Source organism: Pseudonocardia kongjuensis, assembly GCF_039526905.1.
Lineage (GTDB): Bacteria > Actinomycetota > Actinomycetes > Mycobacteriales > Pseudonocardiaceae > Pseudonocardia > Pseudonocardia kongjuensis.
The window spans coordinates 194410-211195 of sequence record NZ_BAAAJK010000034.1 but is presented as its reverse complement, the minus strand read 5'-3'; the positions used below and the strand labels follow the sequence as shown (position 1 = coordinate 211195).

Annotated in this window: 15 protein-coding genes; 8 read left to right on the top strand and 7 right to left on the bottom strand. The window is 74.6% G+C overall.

Features of this window, described 5'->3' with window-relative positions; all coding sequences use genetic code 11:
• Window positions 1–10: 10 nt before the first annotated feature.
• Together ABD160_RS25335 and ABD160_RS25330 are read right to left on the bottom strand one after the other, a co-directional pair.
• Window positions 11–586, bottom strand: a complete 576-nt coding sequence (locus ABD160_RS25335; RefSeq protein ID WP_344026771.1) for a copper resistance CopC family protein — start codon at window positions 584–586, stop codon at window positions 11–13.
• A 73-nt stretch (window positions 587–659) separates the two neighbouring features.
• Entirely contained in the window at window positions 660–2255 is a 1596-nt protein-coding gene (locus tag ABD160_RS25330) for a dolichyl-phosphate-mannose--protein mannosyltransferase (protein ID WP_425563659.1), read from the bottom strand.
• A gap of 24 nt (window positions 2256–2279) precedes the next feature.
• Between ABD160_RS25330 and rsmI the strand changes: the two genes are divergently transcribed.
• Window positions 2280–3137, top strand: coding sequence for a 16S rRNA (cytidine(1402)-2'-O)-methyltransferase (gene rsmI / locus ABD160_RS25325; protein ID WP_344026769.1), 858 nt, complete (start codon window positions 2280–2282; stop codon window positions 3135–3137).
• A gap of 738 nt (window positions 3138–3875) precedes the next feature.
• On the opposite strand, the gene ABD160_RS25320 is transcribed toward rsmI, so the two are convergent.
• Together ABD160_RS25320 and ABD160_RS25315 are read right to left on the bottom strand one after the other, a co-directional pair.
• Window positions 3876–5051, bottom strand: a complete 1176-nt coding sequence (locus ABD160_RS25320) for a cation:proton antiporter (protein ID WP_344026767.1) — start codon at window positions 5049–5051, stop codon at window positions 3876–3878.
• Between the two features lie 3 nt (window positions 5052–5054).
• A complete protein-coding gene (locus ABD160_RS25315) occupies window positions 5055–5537 on the bottom strand; it encodes a cation:proton antiporter regulatory subunit (protein ID WP_344026765.1) in 483 nt (160 codons plus the stop codon).
• Between the two features lie 71 nt (window positions 5538–5608).
• Between ABD160_RS25315 and ABD160_RS25310 the strand changes: the two genes are divergently transcribed.
• From ABD160_RS25310 to ABD160_RS25300, 3 genes are read left to right on the top strand one after another with little or no spacing between them, the layout of a single operon-like run.
• Window positions 5609–7030 carry a glucose-6-phosphate dehydrogenase gene (locus ABD160_RS25310; RefSeq protein WP_344026763.1) on the top strand — a complete coding sequence of 474 codons (1422 nt, stop codon included), beginning with the start codon at window positions 5609–5611 and terminating at the stop codon, window positions 7028–7030.
• Window positions 7027–8877 (top strand): glycoside hydrolase family 15 protein, encoded by a 1851-nt coding sequence (locus ABD160_RS25305; RefSeq protein ID WP_344026761.1) that lies wholly within the window; start codon window positions 7027–7029, stop codon window positions 8875–8877. The genes ABD160_RS25310 and ABD160_RS25305 overlap by 4 nt, the downstream gene beginning before the upstream one ends.
• 23 nt (window positions 8878–8900) lie before the next feature.
• Window positions 8901–9452: a Uma2 family endonuclease gene (locus tag ABD160_RS25300; protein ID WP_344026760.1), complete on the top strand. Its 552-nt coding sequence runs from the start codon at window positions 8901–8903 to the stop codon at window positions 9450–9452.
• Between the two features lie 13 nt (window positions 9453–9465).
• Here the strand turns inward: ABD160_RS25300 and ABD160_RS25295 are convergent, their stop codons facing one another.
• Window positions 9466–10029 (bottom strand): TetR/AcrR family transcriptional regulator, encoded by a 564-nt coding sequence (locus tag ABD160_RS25295; RefSeq protein WP_344026758.1) that lies wholly within the window; start codon window positions 10027–10029, stop codon window positions 9466–9468.
• A 113-nt stretch (window positions 10030–10142) separates the two neighbouring features.
• Here ABD160_RS25295 and metG point away from each other — a divergent pair, with 113 nt between their 5' ends.
• The 4 genes from metG to rsmA all read left to right on the top strand — a co-directional run bounded on the left by metG (window position 10143) and on the right by rsmA (window position 14867).
• Complete coding sequence (gene metG, locus ABD160_RS25290) at window positions 10143–11933, top strand: methionine--tRNA ligase (protein ID WP_344026756.1); 1791 nt, start codon at window positions 10143–10145, stop codon at window positions 11931–11933.
• Window positions 11934–12004: 71 nt separating this feature from the next.
• On the top strand, window positions 12005–12778 hold the full coding sequence (locus ABD160_RS25285; RefSeq protein ID WP_344026843.1) for a TatD family hydrolase: 774 nt from the start codon (window positions 12005–12007) through the stop codon (window positions 12776–12778).
• Window positions 12779–13080: 302 nt separating this feature from the next.
• The gene (locus ABD160_RS25280) at window positions 13081–13932 is read left to right on the top strand and encodes a resuscitation-promoting factor (protein ID WP_344026754.1); all 852 of its coding nucleotides are present in this window, start codon (window positions 13081–13083) and stop codon (window positions 13930–13932) included.
• A 44-nt stretch (window positions 13933–13976) separates the two neighbouring features.
• Window positions 13977–14867, top strand: a complete 891-nt coding sequence (rsmA, locus tag ABD160_RS25275) for a 16S rRNA (adenine(1518)-N(6)/adenine(1519)-N(6))-dimethyltransferase RsmA (protein WP_344026752.1) — start codon at window positions 13977–13979, stop codon at window positions 14865–14867.
• On the opposite strand, the gene ABD160_RS25270 is transcribed toward rsmA, so the two are convergent.
• The gene (locus ABD160_RS25270) at window positions 14868–15638 is read right to left on the bottom strand and encodes a FadR/GntR family transcriptional regulator (RefSeq protein WP_344026750.1); all 771 of its coding nucleotides are present in this window, start codon (window positions 15636–15638) and stop codon (window positions 14868–14870) included. It lies immediately after the preceding gene.
• Window positions 15635–16771: a 3-isopropylmalate dehydrogenase gene (locus ABD160_RS25265; protein WP_344026748.1), complete on the bottom strand. Its 1137-nt coding sequence runs from the start codon at window positions 16769–16771 to the stop codon at window positions 15635–15637. The genes ABD160_RS25270 and ABD160_RS25265 overlap by 4 nt, the downstream gene beginning before the upstream one ends.
• Window positions 16772–16786 lie beyond the last annotated feature (15 nt).

Below are 16786 nucleotides of genomic sequence, written 5' to 3'. Positions count from 1 at the left end.
CGATCGCCGGTCAGCCGGGACGGCGGCGCAGCGCGACCGCCACCCCGCCACCGAGCACCACGACGGCGAGCAGCACCCACGGCCAGACCGGTGCGCCGTCCCCGGTGTCGCCGGCGGCCGCCGCCGGGGCCGGGGCCGCCGGATCGGCGGGCGGGGCGGCGGACGTCGCGGGCGGGGTGCTCGCCGCGGCGGCGGCCGGTCCGGGCTGCGTCAGGGTGAACGGCACGGTGCCGGAGACCGGATGGCCGTCGTCGGAGACGACCCGGTACTCGACGGTGTAGACGCCGGCCGGGCCGAGCGGCTGCAGCGGCACGGTGAGGGTGCCGGTGTCGCCGGTGGCGGGGCCCGCGACGTGGTCGGTGCCGTCCGGGCCGCGCACGGTGATCTCGGCGGTGTCCGGCGGGACGTTCTCGGAGAAGGTCAGGGTGATCTCCGTCGGCGCCTGCGCCAGCTCGGAGTCCGCGGCGGGGGTGCTGGACTCCAGCTCGGTGTGCGCCCAGGCGGGGACGGCGCCGAGCAGCAGCGCGAGCAGTACGACGGGCAGGGCGAGGGCGACCCGGCGGACCGGGGGCGGTACGGGTGTCACCCGCGAGGAGTCGCCTCCCGGCGCGGCCCGGTTCCGCGCCGTGACCGGGTTCACCCGTCCGGCGCAGGTGGGTTCAGCGCCACGAGGGCAGCCAGAGCTGCGCCTGCCAGTGGTCCGGGGTGATCGGGTCGCCGACCAGGATCGGCCACAGCCACACGAAGTTGACCAGGATCAGCGCCAGCCAGGCCGAGACGACCAGCAGGCCGGTCCGGCGTCGTCGTTCGGACTGGCCGGCGTGCCCGAGCAGCTGGCCCATCGCGAGGGTCGCCGCCAGCACCAGGAACGGCGCCACCGGCATCATGTAGAAGAAGTACATCTGCCGGTCCAGGTTCAGGAACCACGGCAGGAACCCGGCGCCGTAGCCGACCAGCACGGCCGTCCAGCGCCAGTCCACCCGGGTGACCGCCCGCCACAGGCCCCACAGCAGCACCGGGATCGACGCCCACCACAGCGCGGGGGTGCCGATCAGCATCACCGCCGAGACGCACTCGGTGGCGCCGCAGCCGGTCGCCTCGTCGGAGTAGCGGTAGAGCATCGGCCGCAGCCCCATCGGCCACGTCCACGGCTTGGACTCCCACGGATGCTGCCCGGCGCTGCCGGTCGTCAGGTTCTCGTGGAACGCCAGCGCCTGACCGTGGTAGTACCAGAGCGAGCGCAGCGCGTCCGGCACCCAGGCGAACGGCCCGCCGGTGCCGATCTCGCGGCCCACCTGGTGCCGGTCGATCCCGGTCTCGCTGCCGAACCAGGCCCACCAGGACGCGATGTAGGTGACCACCGGGACCAGGGCCAGCGCCCACAGCGCCGGGGCGAGGTCGCGCACCACGGTTCCCGCCCACGGCCGGGCCACCCCGGCGCGGCGCCGCAGCGACACGTCCCACAGCACGCAGAGCACGCCGAACGCGGCGACGTAGTAGGAGCCGCTCCACTTCACCGCGCAGGCCAGCCCGAGGCAGACGCCTGCGGTGAGCCGCCACCAGCGCACCCCCCAGCGCGGCCCGAACGGGGTGTCCCCGACCCGGCCCTGCGCCACCACCCGGGCCATCCGGGCCCGCACGTCGTCCCGGTCGCAGAGCAGCGCGGCGAACCCGGCGACCACGAACAGCGCGGCGAACACGTCCAGCATCCCCATCCGGGACTGCACGTGGGACAGGCCGTCGGCGATGAGCAGCAGCCCGGCCAGCCCGCCGAGCGCCGAGGACCGGGTGAGCCGGCGCCCGGCCCGCACCACCAGCAGCACGGTGAGCACCCCGGCCAGCGCGGCCGCCACCCGCCAGCCGACGCCGTCGTAGCCGAATGCCATCTGGCCCAGCGCGATCAGCTGTTTGCCCAGCGGCGGATGGACGATCTTCTCGTAGCCGGGGTTGTTCTCCACCCCGCCGTTGCGGACCATCTCCCACGCCTGCGGGACGTAGTGCTTCTCGTCGAACACCGGGGTGCCGCGGTCGGTGGGCTCGCCCAGCTCGTAGAACCGCAGCAGCGCGGCGAGCAGCACGATCCCGGCGGTGACCAGCCAGCCGCGCAGCCGGTCGGCCGGTGGTGGTGCGCCGAGCCGCGCGGCCGGACCGGGATCGGCGCGGCGCAGCGGTGGGGGCGTGCCGCGGGGCGTCAGCCCCGGTTCGGGGGCCGCTCCCGCGACCCGGCTCCCGGGGTCGGCGGTCGAGGTGGCCACGGGGCCCGATCGTAGGGTGGTGCGGTGCCCGCATCGACCGCTGCTCCCGGTGTCCTGGTCCTGGCCGCCACACCGCTGGGTGATCCCCGGGACGCCTCGGTGCGGCTGCGGGAGCTGATCGGCACCGCGGACGTGATCGCGGCCGAGGACACCCGCCGGTTCCGCACGCTCGCCGCGGCACTCGGGGTCACCTACACGGGGAAGATCGTCAGTCACTACGACGCGGTGGAGACCGAGCGGGCGCCCGGCCTGCTGGCCGCCGTCCGGGACGGGGCGACCGTGCTGGTCGTGTCGGACGCCGGGATGCCCGCCGTGTCCGATCCCGGCTACCGGCTGGTCGCCGCGGCCGCCGCCGAGGACCTCCCGGTGACCTGCCTGCCCGGCCCGTCCGCGGTGACGACGGCGCTGGTGCTGTCCGGGCTGCCCGCCGAGCGGTTCTGCTTCGAGGGCTTCCCGCCGCGCCGGCCGGGGGAGCGGCGCCGCTGGCTGGAGACGCTGCGCGACGAGCGCCGGGCCGTGGTGTTCTTCGAGTCGCCGCGGCGCACCGCGGACCTGCTGGCCGCGGCCGTCGAGGTGCTCGGGCCGGACCGGCGGGCCGCGGTGTGCCGGGAGCTGACCAAGACCTACGAGCAGGTGCAGCGCGGCACCCTCGCGGCGCTGGCCGGCTGGGCGGCGAGCGGGGACGTGCTCGGTGAGGTGACCATCGTGCTGGCCGGGGCCGAGGCGCCCGACGCGCCGCCGGTGGGGTCGCTGATCGACGCCGTCCGGGAGCGGGTGGACGACGGCGAGCGGCTGAAGGACGCCGTCGCCGCCGTCGCCGAGGCGGCCGGGGTGCCCAAGCGGGAGCTGTACAACGCGACCCTCGCCGCCCGCGACGACTGACCGGCGGGTTCGCCCGCCCCGTCGCGCCGCACCCCGCGCTCGGCGCCGCACCCCGCGCTCGGCGCCGCCCCCGGGCTCGTTGCCGCACCCCGGGCTCGTTGCCGCACCCCGGGCTCGTTGCCGCACCCCTTGGAGGTGGTGCGATCTCGTGCTGGGGGTGCGTCGTCCGATGCGGCGAGCGGCCGGGCGCGTTGCCGCACCTCGGGTGCGTTGCCGCACCCCGGGCTCGTTGCCGCACCCCGGGCTTGGCGCCGCACCCCGGGCTCGGCGCCGCACCCTTTGGAGGTGGTGCGATCTCGTGCTGGGGGTGCGTCGTCCGGTGCGGTGCGCGGCCGGGCGCGTTGCCGCACCCCGGGCGCGTTGCCACACCTTGGGCTGGTTGCCGCACCCCGCGCTCGTTGCCGCACCCCGGGTTCGGCGCCGCACCCTTTGGAGGTGGTGCGATCTCGTGCTGGGGGTGCGTCGTCCGATGCGGTGCGCCCCCGGGCCCGTTGCCACACCTCGGTCGCGCGGCCGCACCTCGGGCGCGGCACCGCACCTCGGGCGCGCGCGCCGCCCCCCGGGCTCGTCGCCGCACCTCGGGCTCGGCGCCGCACCCCGGGCCCGTTGCCGCACCCCGCGCTCGTCGCCGCACCCCTCGGAGGTGGTGCGGTCCGGTGCTGGGGGTGCGCCGTCCGACGCGGTGCGCAACCGGCCGGGCCGGGGACCGCACCCCGGGCGCACGGGCGACCGGCCGAATCAGATTGGGACGGCGGGCCGGCTCGGCAGCAACCGCACCACCGGCTCGATGTAGCGGGCCAGGATCGGCCCCACCATCGCCATGATCAGCACGTACCCGGTGGCCAGCGCGGCGAGCTCGTCGGGCACCGCGGCGTACCCGACGGCCAGCCCGGCGATGACGATCGAGAACTCGCCCCGGGCGACCAGCGCCGCGCCGGCGCGGGCCCGGCCCATCCGCCCGATCCGGGCCCGCCGCGCGGCCCACCAGCCGGTCGCGAACTTGGTGACGGTGCTGGTCACGACCAGCACCAGCGCCCAGCCGAGGACCGGCGGGATCGACGCCGGATCGGTGGACAGCCCGAACACGACGAAGAAGACCGCGGCGAACAGGTCCCGCAGCGGTTCCAGCAGCCGGGCGGCGTTCTCCGCGGTGGAACCGGAGATCGCGATCCCGAGCAGGAACGCGCCGACCGCCGCCGAGACCTGCATCGCCTGCGCGAACCCGGCGAGCAGCAGCGCCGCGCCGAGCACCTTGAGCAGGAAGACCTCCTGGTCGTCGGAGTCGACGACGGCGGAGACCCAGCGGCCGTAGCGCAGCGCGACGAGCAGCACCACCGAGATCACGGCGACCGAGATCCCGACCGCGCCGATCCCGCCCCACAGCGTGACCCCGAGCAGCAGCGCGGTGAGGATCGGCAGGTAGAGGGCCATCACGAGGTCCTCGAAGACCAGCACGGACAGCACCACCGGGGTCTCCCGGTTGCCCAGCCTGCCCAGGTCGGACAGCACCTTGGCGACGATCCCGGACGACGAGATGTAGGTGACGCCGCCGAGCACCATCGCCCCGACCGGGCCCCAGCCGAGGATCAGCGCGACCGCCACGCCGGGCGCCGCGTTGAGCACGATGTCCACGACCCCGGCGAGCCAGGACCGGCGCAGCCCGGTGACCAGCTCGGCCGCCGAGTACTCCAGGCCGAGCAGCAACAGCAGCAGTACGACGCCGACCTCACCGGCCAGCGAGGTGAAGTCGCCGATGTCGCCGAGCGGGAGGATGCCGCCGGTGCCGAAGGCGAGCCCGCCGACGAGGTACAGCGGGATCGGGGACAGCCCGATCCGGTGGGCGAGCCTGCCGAGGAGGCCGAGGCCGAAGAAGACGGCGCCGAGTTCGAGCAGTTCGAGCGCGGTGTGGTCCAAGGGTCAGCCGCGGGCCAGCACGTCGGCGGCCTGGTCGAGCTTGTCCGCCTCCCCGACGGCGATCACGATGTCCCCGGCGACGAGCACGAAGTCCGGGGTGGGCGACGGGCACACCTGCCCGGCCCGCATCACGGCCACCACCGACACCTGGGTGCGGGTGCGCAGCGCGGTGTCGCCGAGCGGACGGCCGTCGTAGGGGCTGTTGGTCCGGATCGGCAGCTTGCGGGTGGTGATCCCGGGCAGGTCGCGGTGCTCGTCGTTGAGCTGGTTGACCAGCTGCGGGGCGCCCAGCAGGTTCGCCAGGGCGCCCGCCTCCTCGGTGGTGAGCGGGAGCTCGGCGAGGCAGGCGTCCGGGTCGTCGGCCCGGGACAGGATCAGCTCGATCCGGCCGTCCCGGTGCGTGATGACGCCGACCCGGCGGCCGCCGCGCAGCTCGATCTCCTTGCGCACCCCGATGCCGGGGAGCGGCGTCACGTCCACGTTCACGGTGCAACGGTACGCCGCGCCCGCCGCCCGGCGTAGGTTCACTCCGCCCCGGTCCGGGGTATGCGCCGATCATGGCTCTGCCCCCGCACGTCTTCGTGATCTTCGGTGCCACCGGCGACCTCGCGCGGCGCAAGCTCTTCCCGGGCCTGCTGCGGCTGTGGAACGCGGGCCTGCTGCCCGCGGACCTGCGGGTGATCGGCACCGGCCGGCACTCGCCCGGCACCGACGACGAGTTCCGCGACCAGGTCCGCGACGCCCTCGGCGACACCACCGGCTGGGACGACCTCGCACCCCGGCTGAGCTTCACCCCGTCCGACGCGGACGACGGGACGACCGGCGGGGCCGGCGGGGACGGCGGCGGGGATGGCGGCGGGGACACCGACCTGGCCCGGGCCGTCCGCGCCGCAGAGGAGGAGCTGGGCGGCGGCGACGTGCGCCGGATCGTCTACCTGTCGGTGCCGCCCGCCGTGATGACCCCGATGGTCGGGATGCTCGGCCGGACCGGGCTCGCGCAGCGGTCCCGGCTGGTGCTGGAGAAGCCGTTCGGCACCGACCTGGCCTCGGCCCGCGAGCTCGGCGCCGGGCTGCGCGAGGTGTACCGGGAGGAGGACGTCTTCCGGATCGACCACTTCCTCGGCAAGGAGCCGGTGCAGAACATCCTGGCGCTGCGCTTCGCGAACGGGGTGTTCGAGCCGGCCTGGAACAACCGGCACGTCCGGTACGTGCAGATCGACGTCCCGGAGGAGGACGGGATCGAGGGCCGGGCGTCGTTCATGGAGTCCACCGGCGCGTTCCGGGACATGATCTCCACGCACCTGCTGCAGGTGCTCGCGTTCGTCGCGATGGAACGGCCCCGCGAGCTCACCCCGGACGCCGTGCACGCGGCGAAGGCCGAGCTGTTGCGGTCGGTCCGGCCGCTGGACCCGGCCCGCACGGTGTTCGGCCAGTACGCCGGCTACCGCGACACCGAGGGCGTCGATCCGGACTCGGACGTCGAGACGTTCGTGGCGGCGGAGGTGTTCGTGGAGAACCCGCGCTGGTCCGGGGTGCCGTTCCTGCTGCGCACCGGGAAGGGCATGGGCGGGACCCGGCGGACCGTCACGGTCGGCTTCGCCGATCCGGAGCCCGCGCTGTTCCCGGACGCCGACGGCCCGCCCGCCGAGCTGGTGCTGGAGCTGACCGAGCAGCCGGACGCCGCGCTGGACGTCCGGGCCAAGGACCCGGGGCCGGGCTCGGCGCTGCGGCGCGGCCGGATGGTGCTCGACGTGCCCGGCGGCGACGCCGCACTGGAGGCCTACGAGCGGCTGCTGCTCGACGTCGTGCACGGCGACCGGACCCTGTTCACCACCGCCGACGAGGTGGAGCGGCTCTGGGAGCTGTGCGATCCGGTCCCGGCCGATCCGCCGCCGGTCCGGGAGTACCCGCGCGGCTCCTGGGGCCCGCGGGACGCCCTGGACCTGCCCGGACCGCGCGGCTGGCGGGTGCCGGAGTGATCCCGGACGCGGACGGCTACCTGCCGATCGCCGAGCACGGGATCATCGGCGATCTGCGCACCGCGGCACTGGTCGGCACCGACGGCACCGTCGACTGGTTCTGCCCCGGCCGGTTCGACGCGCCCAGCGTGTTCGCCTCGCTGCTCGATCCCGATCGCGGCGGCCACTGGTCGCTGGCGCCGGCCACCGACCGGGACGGCGCCACCGGGACGGTCACCCAGCAGCAGTTCTACTACCCCGACTCGACCGTGCTGATCACCCGCTTCCTCACCTCGGACGGCATCGTCGAGGTGCAGGACTTCCTGGCGCTGCTGCGCCCGCACGATCCGCAGCACCGGCAGCGGCTGGTCCGCCGGGTGACCGGGGTGCGGGGCTCGGTGCCGATGACCGTGCACGTGGTGCCGCGCCCCGGCTACGCCCGCGAGCTGCCGGAGGTCACCGAGGCCGGTGCCGGCATCCGGTTCACCGGATCGCACGTCACGCTCGACCTGACCTCGACGGTGCCGCTGGCGGTGACCGACCACGCGGCCGGCGCCGGGTTCGAGACCCGGGAGGGCCGGACCGAGATCTTCGTCCTGGAGGTCGACGGCGACGGCGAACCGGGCCCCTGCGACGACGCCGCGGACGGGCTGTTCGAGGGGACGGTCGCGTTCTGGCAGGAGTGGCTGTCGCACTCGTCCTACACCGGGCGGTGGCGGGAGCGGGTGCACCGTTCCGCGCTCACCCTGAAGCTGCTCACCCACGAGCCGACCGGCGCGGTCGTCGCGTCGCCGACGATGGGGCTGCCCGAGCAGCTGGGCGGGGAGCGGAACTGGGACTACCGCTACGTCTGGATGCGCGACGCCGCGTTCACCCTGTACGCGCTGCTGCGGCTCGGCTTCACCGAGGAGGCGCGGGCCTTCATCGGCTGGCTGACCCGCCGTATCGGCGATCCGGCAGGCGGGACCGGCACCGACGGCGAGGACGGTCCGCTGCGGGTGATGTACACGATCGACGGCGACGAGGTGCCCGGGGAGACCGAGCTGGACCATCTCGCCGGCTACCGGGGATCGCGCCCGGTGCTGTGCGGCAACGGCGCGGCCGGGCAGCTGCAGCTCGACATCTACGGCGAGATCGTCGACTCGGTGTACCTCTACGACAAGTACGGCGAGGGCGTCGGCCACTGCGACTGGATGAACCTCTGCCGGATCCTGGACTGGCTGCGGGAGCACTGGGACCGGGCCGACGAGGGGATCTGGGAGACCCGGGCCGGCCGGCAGCACCACGTGTTCTCCCGGCTGATGTGCTGGGTCGCCGTCGAGCGCATGATCCGGATGGCGCGCCGGCGCGGCCTGCCCGGCGACATCGCGGCCTGGACCGCCACCCGCGACGAGATCTACCACCAGATCCAGGACCGGGGCTGGGACCCGGACGTCGCGCCGCGCGGCTCGTTCGTGCAGCGCTACGGCTCGCGGACGCTGGACGCGTCGGTGCTGCTGATGCCGATGGTCAAGTTCTGCGTGCCCACCGATCCCCGCTTCCTGGCCACCCTGGACGCGATCAACGACGACCTGGTCGTCGACACCCTGGTGTTCCGCTACGACGTGCAGGACGCGCCGGACGGCCTGGACGGCGGGGAGGGCACGTTCTCGATGTGCTCGTTCTGGAACGTGGAGGCGATGACCCGGGCCGGCCGGTCGGAGCAGGCCCGGATCGCACTGGAGAAGATGTTCTCCTACGGCAACCACCTGGGGCTCTACGCCGAGGAGATCGGCCTGACCGGTGAGCAGCTGGGGAACTTCCCGCAGGCGTTCACGCACCTGTCGCTGATCAGCTCCGCGATCAATCTCGATCGGGCCCTGGGCTAGCCGGTCCTCGGTACCATCGCCCCATGAAGGTCCTCATGCTCGACCCGCCGAAGGCGATGCTCGACGAGCGCCGCCGGCTGGGGCTGGACGGCCGGGACGAGATGTGGGACGGAGTGCTGCACATGGTTCCGCCGCCGGGTGAACCGCACCAGGGCATCAGCAGCGAGCTGTTCCTGATCCTGGCCCCGCTGGCGAAGCGGCGTGGCCTGGATCCACGGATGGAGACGGGGCTGTTCCGCTCCGAGCACGACTACCGGATCCCGGACCAGCTCTATCGACGCCCGGAGCACCGGTCGGGTCGCGGAGCCGAGGGCGCCGATCTGGTCGTCGAGATCCGCTCACCCGGGGACGAGACCTACGAGAAGATCGAGTTCTACGCCGCCGCCGGGGTGCGGGAGCTGCTCGTCGTGCACCCCGACGACCGGCGGGCCGAGGTGTTCCGGGCGGTCGGGACCCGGCTGCTCCCGGTCCAGGCGACCGGCGGCGTGCTCGGGCTGGAGACGCTCGGCGTCGAGCTGCGCACCACCGCCGGCGCCCTGCACCTGACCTGGGACGACGGCTCCGCGCAGGTCTGAGGCCCGGGCCCGCTCAGCGGGTGCTCAGGCAGGACTCGTAGAGCCGGGCGCCGTGCTCGAGGGCCTGCCCGCGGGTCACCGGGCTCTCCGGGTCCAGCCAGGCCAGGATGACCTCGGTCAGCCCACCGAGGCAGAAGTGCCCGGCGACCCGCAGGTCGTCCGGCTCGATCCGGCTCCCGGCGTTGCCGCTCACCATCAGCTCCGCGAAGCCCCGGTTGGCGCTGCGCCGGCGCGCGACCAGCGGCGGGCAGCCGATCGCGTCGACCAGTGCGACCACCCGTCGCGGGTCGTCGTGGATGTTGTCGAAGAACGCGCCGAGTGCCGCCCGCACCTTCGCCATCGTGTTCGGCTCGGCCTGCTCCACCGCGCTGAGCGTGGCGGCGGCGCGCTCGTCGACGACCTGGTCGAACACCGCACACGCCAGGTCGACGCCGGAGCCGAACTCGCCGGTGCTGTCGTTCCCGACGCCCGCCCGGCGGGCCGCCGACACCGGGTCGACCGCCGCCCAGCCGCCGTCCGCCCACTGCTGCAGGCCCGCGTCCAGCAGCGCGTCGCGGTCCCGCTCGGCAGCATCCATGACAGCCATCATGGCACCGGCCGGGGCCGCGGGCCGGTCGATCACGGGTCCGCGCGGACGCCGCGGACGTGCCGCCCGGCAACCGGGTGGCCGCGGTGAATAGGCTGGGGAGCATGAGTAATGCCGTGCTGACCGCCGTGGCGTGGCCCTACGCCAACGGTCCCCGGCACATCGGCCACGTCTCCGGCTTCGGTGTGCCCTCCGACGTCTTCGCCCGGTACCGGCGAATGGCGGGGGACCGGGTGCTGATGGTCTCCGGCACCGACGAGCACGGCACCCCGATCCAGGTGCAGGCCGACGCCGAGGGGCTGACCCCACGGCAGCTGGCGGACAAGTACAACGACGTCATCACCGCCGACCTGCAGGGGCTCGGCCTGTCCTACGACCTGTTCACCCGCACCACGACCTCGAACCACTACGAGGTCGTGCAGCACATCTTCTCGTCGCTGTACCGCAACGGCTACATCGTCCCGAAGACGCAGCTGGCCGCGATCAGCCCGTCCACCGGCCGCACCCTGCCGGACCGCTACGTCGAGGGCACCTGCCCGATCTGCGGCTACGACGGCGCCCGCGGCGACCAGTGCGACAACTGCGGCAACCAGCTCGACCCGGCCGATCTGAAGAACCCGCGGTCGAAGATCAACGGCGAGACGCCGAAGTTCGTCGAGACCGAGCACTTCTTCCTCGATCTGCCCGCGTTCTCCGACGCGCTGGGCTCGTGGCTGTCCACCCGCACCGACTGGCGGCCGAACGTGCTGCGGTTCTCGGCGAACCTCGCCAAGGACCTCAAGCCGCGCGCGATCACCCGGGACCTGGAGTGGGGCGTCCCGGTGCCGCTGGACGGCTGGTCGGACAACCCGATGAAGAAGATCTACGTCTGGTTCGACGCGGTGATCGGCTACCTGTCCGCGTCGGTGGAGTGGGCGCGGCGCAGCGGCGACCCGGACGCCTGGAAGCAGTGGTGGACCGATCCGGCGGCCCAGGCGTACTACTTCATGGGCAAGGACAACATCACCTTCCACTCGGTGATGTGGCCGGCCATCCTGCTCGGCCAGAACGGCCAGGGCGACCGCGGCGGCGAGCCCGGCACCTACGGCACGCTGAACCTGCCCAGCGAGGTCGTCTCCTCGGAGTACCTGACGATGAGCGGCTCGAAGTTCTCCACCAGCCGCGGCACCGTCATCTACGTCGGCGACTTCCTGCGCGAGTTCGGGCCGGACGCGCTGCGCTACTACATCGCCGTCGCCGGCCCGGAGAACACCGACGTCGACTTCACCTGGGACGAGTTCGTCCGCCGGATCAACTTCGAGCTGGCCAACGAGTGGGGCAACCTGGTCAACCGGTCCATCTCGATGGCGCACAAGAACGTGGGCGCCGTCCCGAAGCCGACCGCCCCCGCCCAGGCCGACGCCGACCTGCTCGCCTACTCGCGGGCCGGGTTCGACACGGTCGGCGGCCTGCTCGCCCGCAACCGGTTCAAGCAGGCGTCCTCCGAGGCGATGCGGGTGGTCACCGCCGCCAACCGGTACCTGTCCGACCAGGAGCCGTGGAAGCGCCGCGACGACCCGGAGCGCCGGGACACGATCCTGCACACCGCGCTGCAGGTCGTGCAGGACGCGAACACGCTGCTCACCCCGTTCCTGCCGCACGCCGCGCAGCAGGTGCACGAGGCGCTGGGCGGCAGCGGGACCTGGGCGGCGCAGCCGGAGCGCACGGAGGTCGACGATCTCGGCGACGGCCCGTCGTACCCGGTGCTGACCGGCGACTACGCCGCCGAGCAGGCGCACTGGGGATCCACCCCGATCGAGGTGGGGCGGCCGCTGGCCAAGCCGTCGCCGATCTTCGCCAAGCTCGCGCCCGAGCTGGGGGAGACGGGCCCGGAGTGGGCCCCGATCGGGCAGTGAGCGAGCAGGGGGACCCGCCGTACGGCAGGCGTCCCCGGCCGGACCCGCCGGAGCCGCTCGCCGCACCGACGATCGACAGCCACACCCATCTCGACGCGTGCGGCTGCGAGACCGACGCCGACGTCGTCGCCGCCATGGACCGGGCGGCGGCGGTCGGCGTCGTCGGCGCCGTGACGATCGCCGACGACCTGGCCGGTGCCCGGTTCGCGGTGCGGGCCGCGCACGCCGATCCGCGGGTGTGGGCCGCGGTCGCGCTGCACCCGACCCGGACCGCGTCGGTGGGCGCCGCCGAGCTGGCCGAGATCGAGCGGCTGGCCGCCGACGAGCGGGTGGTCAGCATCGGCGAGACCGGCCTGGACTACTACTGGGACCACTCGCCGCCGGCCGCCCAGCAGGACGCGTTCCGCTGGCACATCGGGCTCGCCAAGCGCACCGGCAAGCCGCTGATGATCCACGACCGGGACGCGCACGACGACGTGCTGCGCATCCTGCGCGAGGAGGGCGCCCCGGAGACCGTGGTGTTCCACTGCTTCTCCGGGGACGCGGCGATGGCCCGCGAGTGCGTGGACGCCGGTTACGTCCTGTCGTTCGCCGGGCCGGTCACCTTCAAGCGCAACGACGAGCTGCGGGCCGCCGCGGCGCTCGTCCCGGACGGGCAGTACCTGGTCGAGACCGACGCGCCGTTCCTCACCCCGCACCCGCACCGCGGGCGGGCGAACGAGCCCTACGTGCTGCCCTGGACGGTCCGCGGGATGGCGGCGACGCGCGGGGAGACGGAAGCACGCGTCGCCGAGATGGCGCGGCGCAACGCCGAACGGATCTTCCGGACGGGCGCAATCGAATAACGCCGCCCGCCGAGCCCGCCGGCGGCCCGGTCGTCACTCACCGTCGATCACAAGCCGCTCGCCGCGGCAAGCGCGTCGGGTGCACCGCGGGCGGGTCACGGTCCGCTAACGTCCTGCGCCGTACCCACCGGGATGGGAAAGCTCCCCGACCCGCGGGACGACGGCCGGTCCGCTCCCCAGCATCGGTTCCGCTCCCCGGCACCGCGCCGGCCGTCGTCTCCGCAGGTCACACCCCCTGCCCGGAGAGCCGAGTCACCCGGGAAGTCATGTTCGAGCGCAACGCTGGTGTGTCCGGAGACGGTGTGTCCGAAGACGACGTCACGCGTCCGCTTCCCATCGCCGCCCCCGCCGGTCTGGCCGGAGCCGCGTACGAGGGCAGGCACCGGTCCACCGGCCGCTCGAAGGCGGGTGTACGCACCGTCGCCGCGGCGGCCCTGTTCTCACTGCCGACGGGCGGTCTCGCCGCGGCCGTGATGGCGCCGCAGGCCGAGCCCGACACGCAGACGCTGCGCGCCGACCTGGCCGCCGGCGCGACCGATCTCGGCACCGCGACGATGGCGCTGGAGACCGCCCCGTCGGCCGCGTCGTTCGCCCCGGTCGCGGCCCCGGCGAGCGCGGCCGACATCATCGACGCGCAGGTCGTCGAGCTGCTGAAGCTCCCCGTCCCGGAGGAGGAGGTGGCGGACCCGACCCTGGAGGAGGGCACCCGCACCGTGGTCGACCCGGGCACCGAGGGTGAGCGCAGCGTGATCTGGCGGGTCACCTACGACCAGGGCAACGAGGTCTCCCGGGAGCGGATCGGCGCCGGTCAGGACACCCCGGCGAAGCCGCGGGTGGTCAAGGTCGGCACCAAGAAGAAGGTCGAGGAGGCGCCGGAGAGCCCGGCCGCCCCCGCCGTGTCGAACGGCGCGACCTGGGACCGGCTCGCCCAGTGCGAGTCCGGTGGCAACTGGTCGATCAACACCGGCAACGGCTACCACGGCGGTCTGCAGTTCAACAAGCAGACCTGGCAGGCCTACGGCGGCGGCACGTACGCGCCGACCGCCGACAAGGCGAGCCGCGAGCAGCAGATCGCGATCGCCGAGAAGGTGCGCGACGACCGCGGCGGCTACGGAGCCTGGCCGGCCTGCTCCCGCAAGCTCGGCCTGCGCTGATCCCCGGCTCGTCCGGGCCGCGGGCGCCCGGCGACAATGGCCCGGTGAGCGACCACGGGACCGCCCGGCTGCTGGGCCCCGCCGACGTCCGGGTGCTGGCCGACCGGCTCGGCCTGCGCCCCACCAAGAAGCTCGGCCAGAACTTCGTGCACGACGGCAACACGGTCCGGCGGATCGTGAAGGTCGCCGGCGTCGGCGCCGACGACGTGGTGCTGGAGGTCGGGCCCGGCCTCGGCTCGCTCACCCTGGCGCTGCTCCCCGCCGTCGCCCGGGTGCACGCGGTGGAGATCGACCCGGTGCTCGCCGGGGTGCTCGCCGGGACCGTCGCCGAGCGGGCGCCCGGCCTCGCGGACCGGCTCACCGTCACCACCGCGGACGCGCTGCGGGTCGGCGCCGCAGAGCTGGCCGCCGACGCCGGTCCCGGCGCGGCCGGTCCGACCGCGATCGTCGCGAACCTGCCGTACAACGTGGCCGTCCCGGTCCTGCTGCACCTGCTCGCCGAGCTGCCCGGCATCGAGCGTGGACTGGTCATGGTGCAGGCAGAGGTCGCCGACCGGCTCGCCGCCCGCCCCGGGTCGAGGGAGTACGGCGCGCCGAGCGCGAAGCTCGCCTGGTACGCCGACGCCCGCCGGGCCGGTCCGGTGCCGCGTGCGGTGTTCTGGCCGGTCCCGGGCGTCGACTCGGGGCTGCTCGGGTTCGTCCGGCAGGATCCGCCGGCCGGTGCCGGCCGGGCGGCGACGTTCGCGGTGATCGAGGCCGCGTTCGCGCAGCGGCGCAAGGCGCTGCGCGGCGCGCTCGCCGGCTGGGCCGGCTCCCCGGCGGCGGCCGAGGTGGCGCTGCGGGCCGCCGGGATCGACCCGGCGACCCGGGCCGAACGGCTCTCGGTCGCCGACTTCGCGGCCGTCGCCGCCGCGCACCCGGCCGAGCACGGCTGATCAGGGCCGGTCCGGCAGCCGCCCGCCGACCTCGCGTACCAGGTCGGCCATGATCTCGCGGTCGTCGTCGCCGACGTGCTCGGCGTAGTAGGCGTACAGGGTCTCCCGGGCGAGCCGGGACGCCAGCGGCCCGTCCCGGTCGGCGATCGCGGCGAACACGGCGCGATGGTGGCGCACCGACCGCAGCATCAGGGTGTGCCGGTCGTCGGCGTCGAGGATGGTGCGCTGGATCAGCCCGAGCACGGCCTCCCGGGTCACGTCGCCGTAGAGCTGCACCAGCCGGTTCCCGGCGGCCCGGGCGATGATCTCGTGGAACTCCAGGTCGGCGAGGCCGAACTCGACGTAGCCGGCGTCGATGGCGGCGCGCATCCGCGCCGTGTTGCGCTCCAGGGCGACCAGGTCGGCGGGGGTGCGCCGGCGCGCGGCGAGCAGGTTCGCGGACGCGTCGGCGACCATCCGGAACTGCACGAGCTCGGCCAGCCCGAACCCGCCGGTGCTGGTGAAGGTGGCGATCGAGCGGCGGGCCGGGCCGGGGGAGGGCGCCAGCACCAGCGGCCCGCGCGGGTCGCGCGGCCGGGACCGGATCAGCCCGGCGTGCTCGAGCACCCGCAGCGCCTCGCGGACCGAGGTGCGGGCGATCGCGAACCGCTCGCCGAGCTCGCGCTCGCTGGGCAGCCGGTCACCGGGGGCGAGCTCGCCGCCGGCGATCGCCCGCTCGACGTGGTCGACCACCCGCTGGAACACCCGGGGATCGGCGTCGCCACCGGTCACGCCGGGACGGCCCGGCGCGGGGCGAGACCGGCGAACGCGGCCACGAACGACGTCGCCGGGTCGCCGACCGGCGCGGCGGTGCCGACCCGCTCGGCGATCCGGGCGCCGATCGTGGCCGTGTCGGCGCCCATCGCCGGCCCGGCGAGGGCGGGCAGCTCGGCGAGCACGGACGCGGTGGCCGCCTCCAGCGCCAGCGCGGCGTCCGCCTCGCCGAGCCCGGCCAGGCACATCGCCGCGGACAGCGCGGCGGCGGCCGGGTTCGCGCCGCCGGTCCCGGCGATGTCCGGTGCCGAGCCGTGCACCGGCTCGAACATGCTCGGCGCGTCGCCGTGCGGGTTGTGGTTGGCGCTCGCCGCCAGCCCGAGACCGCCCTGCACGGTGGCGCCCAGGTCGCTGATGATGTCGCCGAACAGGTTGTCGGTGACGACGACGTCGAACCGGCCGGGATCCAGCGGCAGGTGCTGGCACATGGCGTCGGCGTGCACGTAGTCGTGCTCGACGCCGGGGAAGTCCGCGGCGATCTCCTCCACCACGCCGGACCACAGCCGCCCGGCGTGCACCAGCACGTTCGTCTTGTGGCACAGCGTGAGCCGGCCGCGGCGGGCGGCGGCCAGCCGGAACGCGAACTCCACCGCGTCCCGGGTGGCGGCGGTGGTGGTCACCGAGTGCTGCAGGGCGAGGGCGTGCGGGGTCCCGGCGTGCGAGGTGGAGCCGCCGCCGCTGTAGAGGCCCTCGGTGTTCTCCCGGACGATCACCAGGTCGCAGTTGTCCGGGGTGACGCCGGTGACCGGGCTGGTCACGCCCGGGTACAGCCGGACCGGGCGCAGGTTCACCGACTGGCGCAGCGCGACCCGCAGCGCGATCACCAGGCCCTGCTCCAGCACGCCGGGCGGCACCCGCGGGTCGCCGACGGCGCCGAGCAGGATCGCGTCGTGCCGGCGCAGCGTGGCGACGTCGTCGTCGTCCAGCACGGTGCCGGTGCGCAGGTAGCGCTCGGCGCCGAGATCGAGCCGGGTGGGCCGGACCGCGAAGCCGAACCGGTCGGCCGCGGCCAGGACACCGGCCAGGGCGGCGTCGGTGACGTCCGGGCCGATCCCGTCGCCACCGACGACGGCCAGGTCGTAGCTGCGCACGTGCTCTCCTCCAGG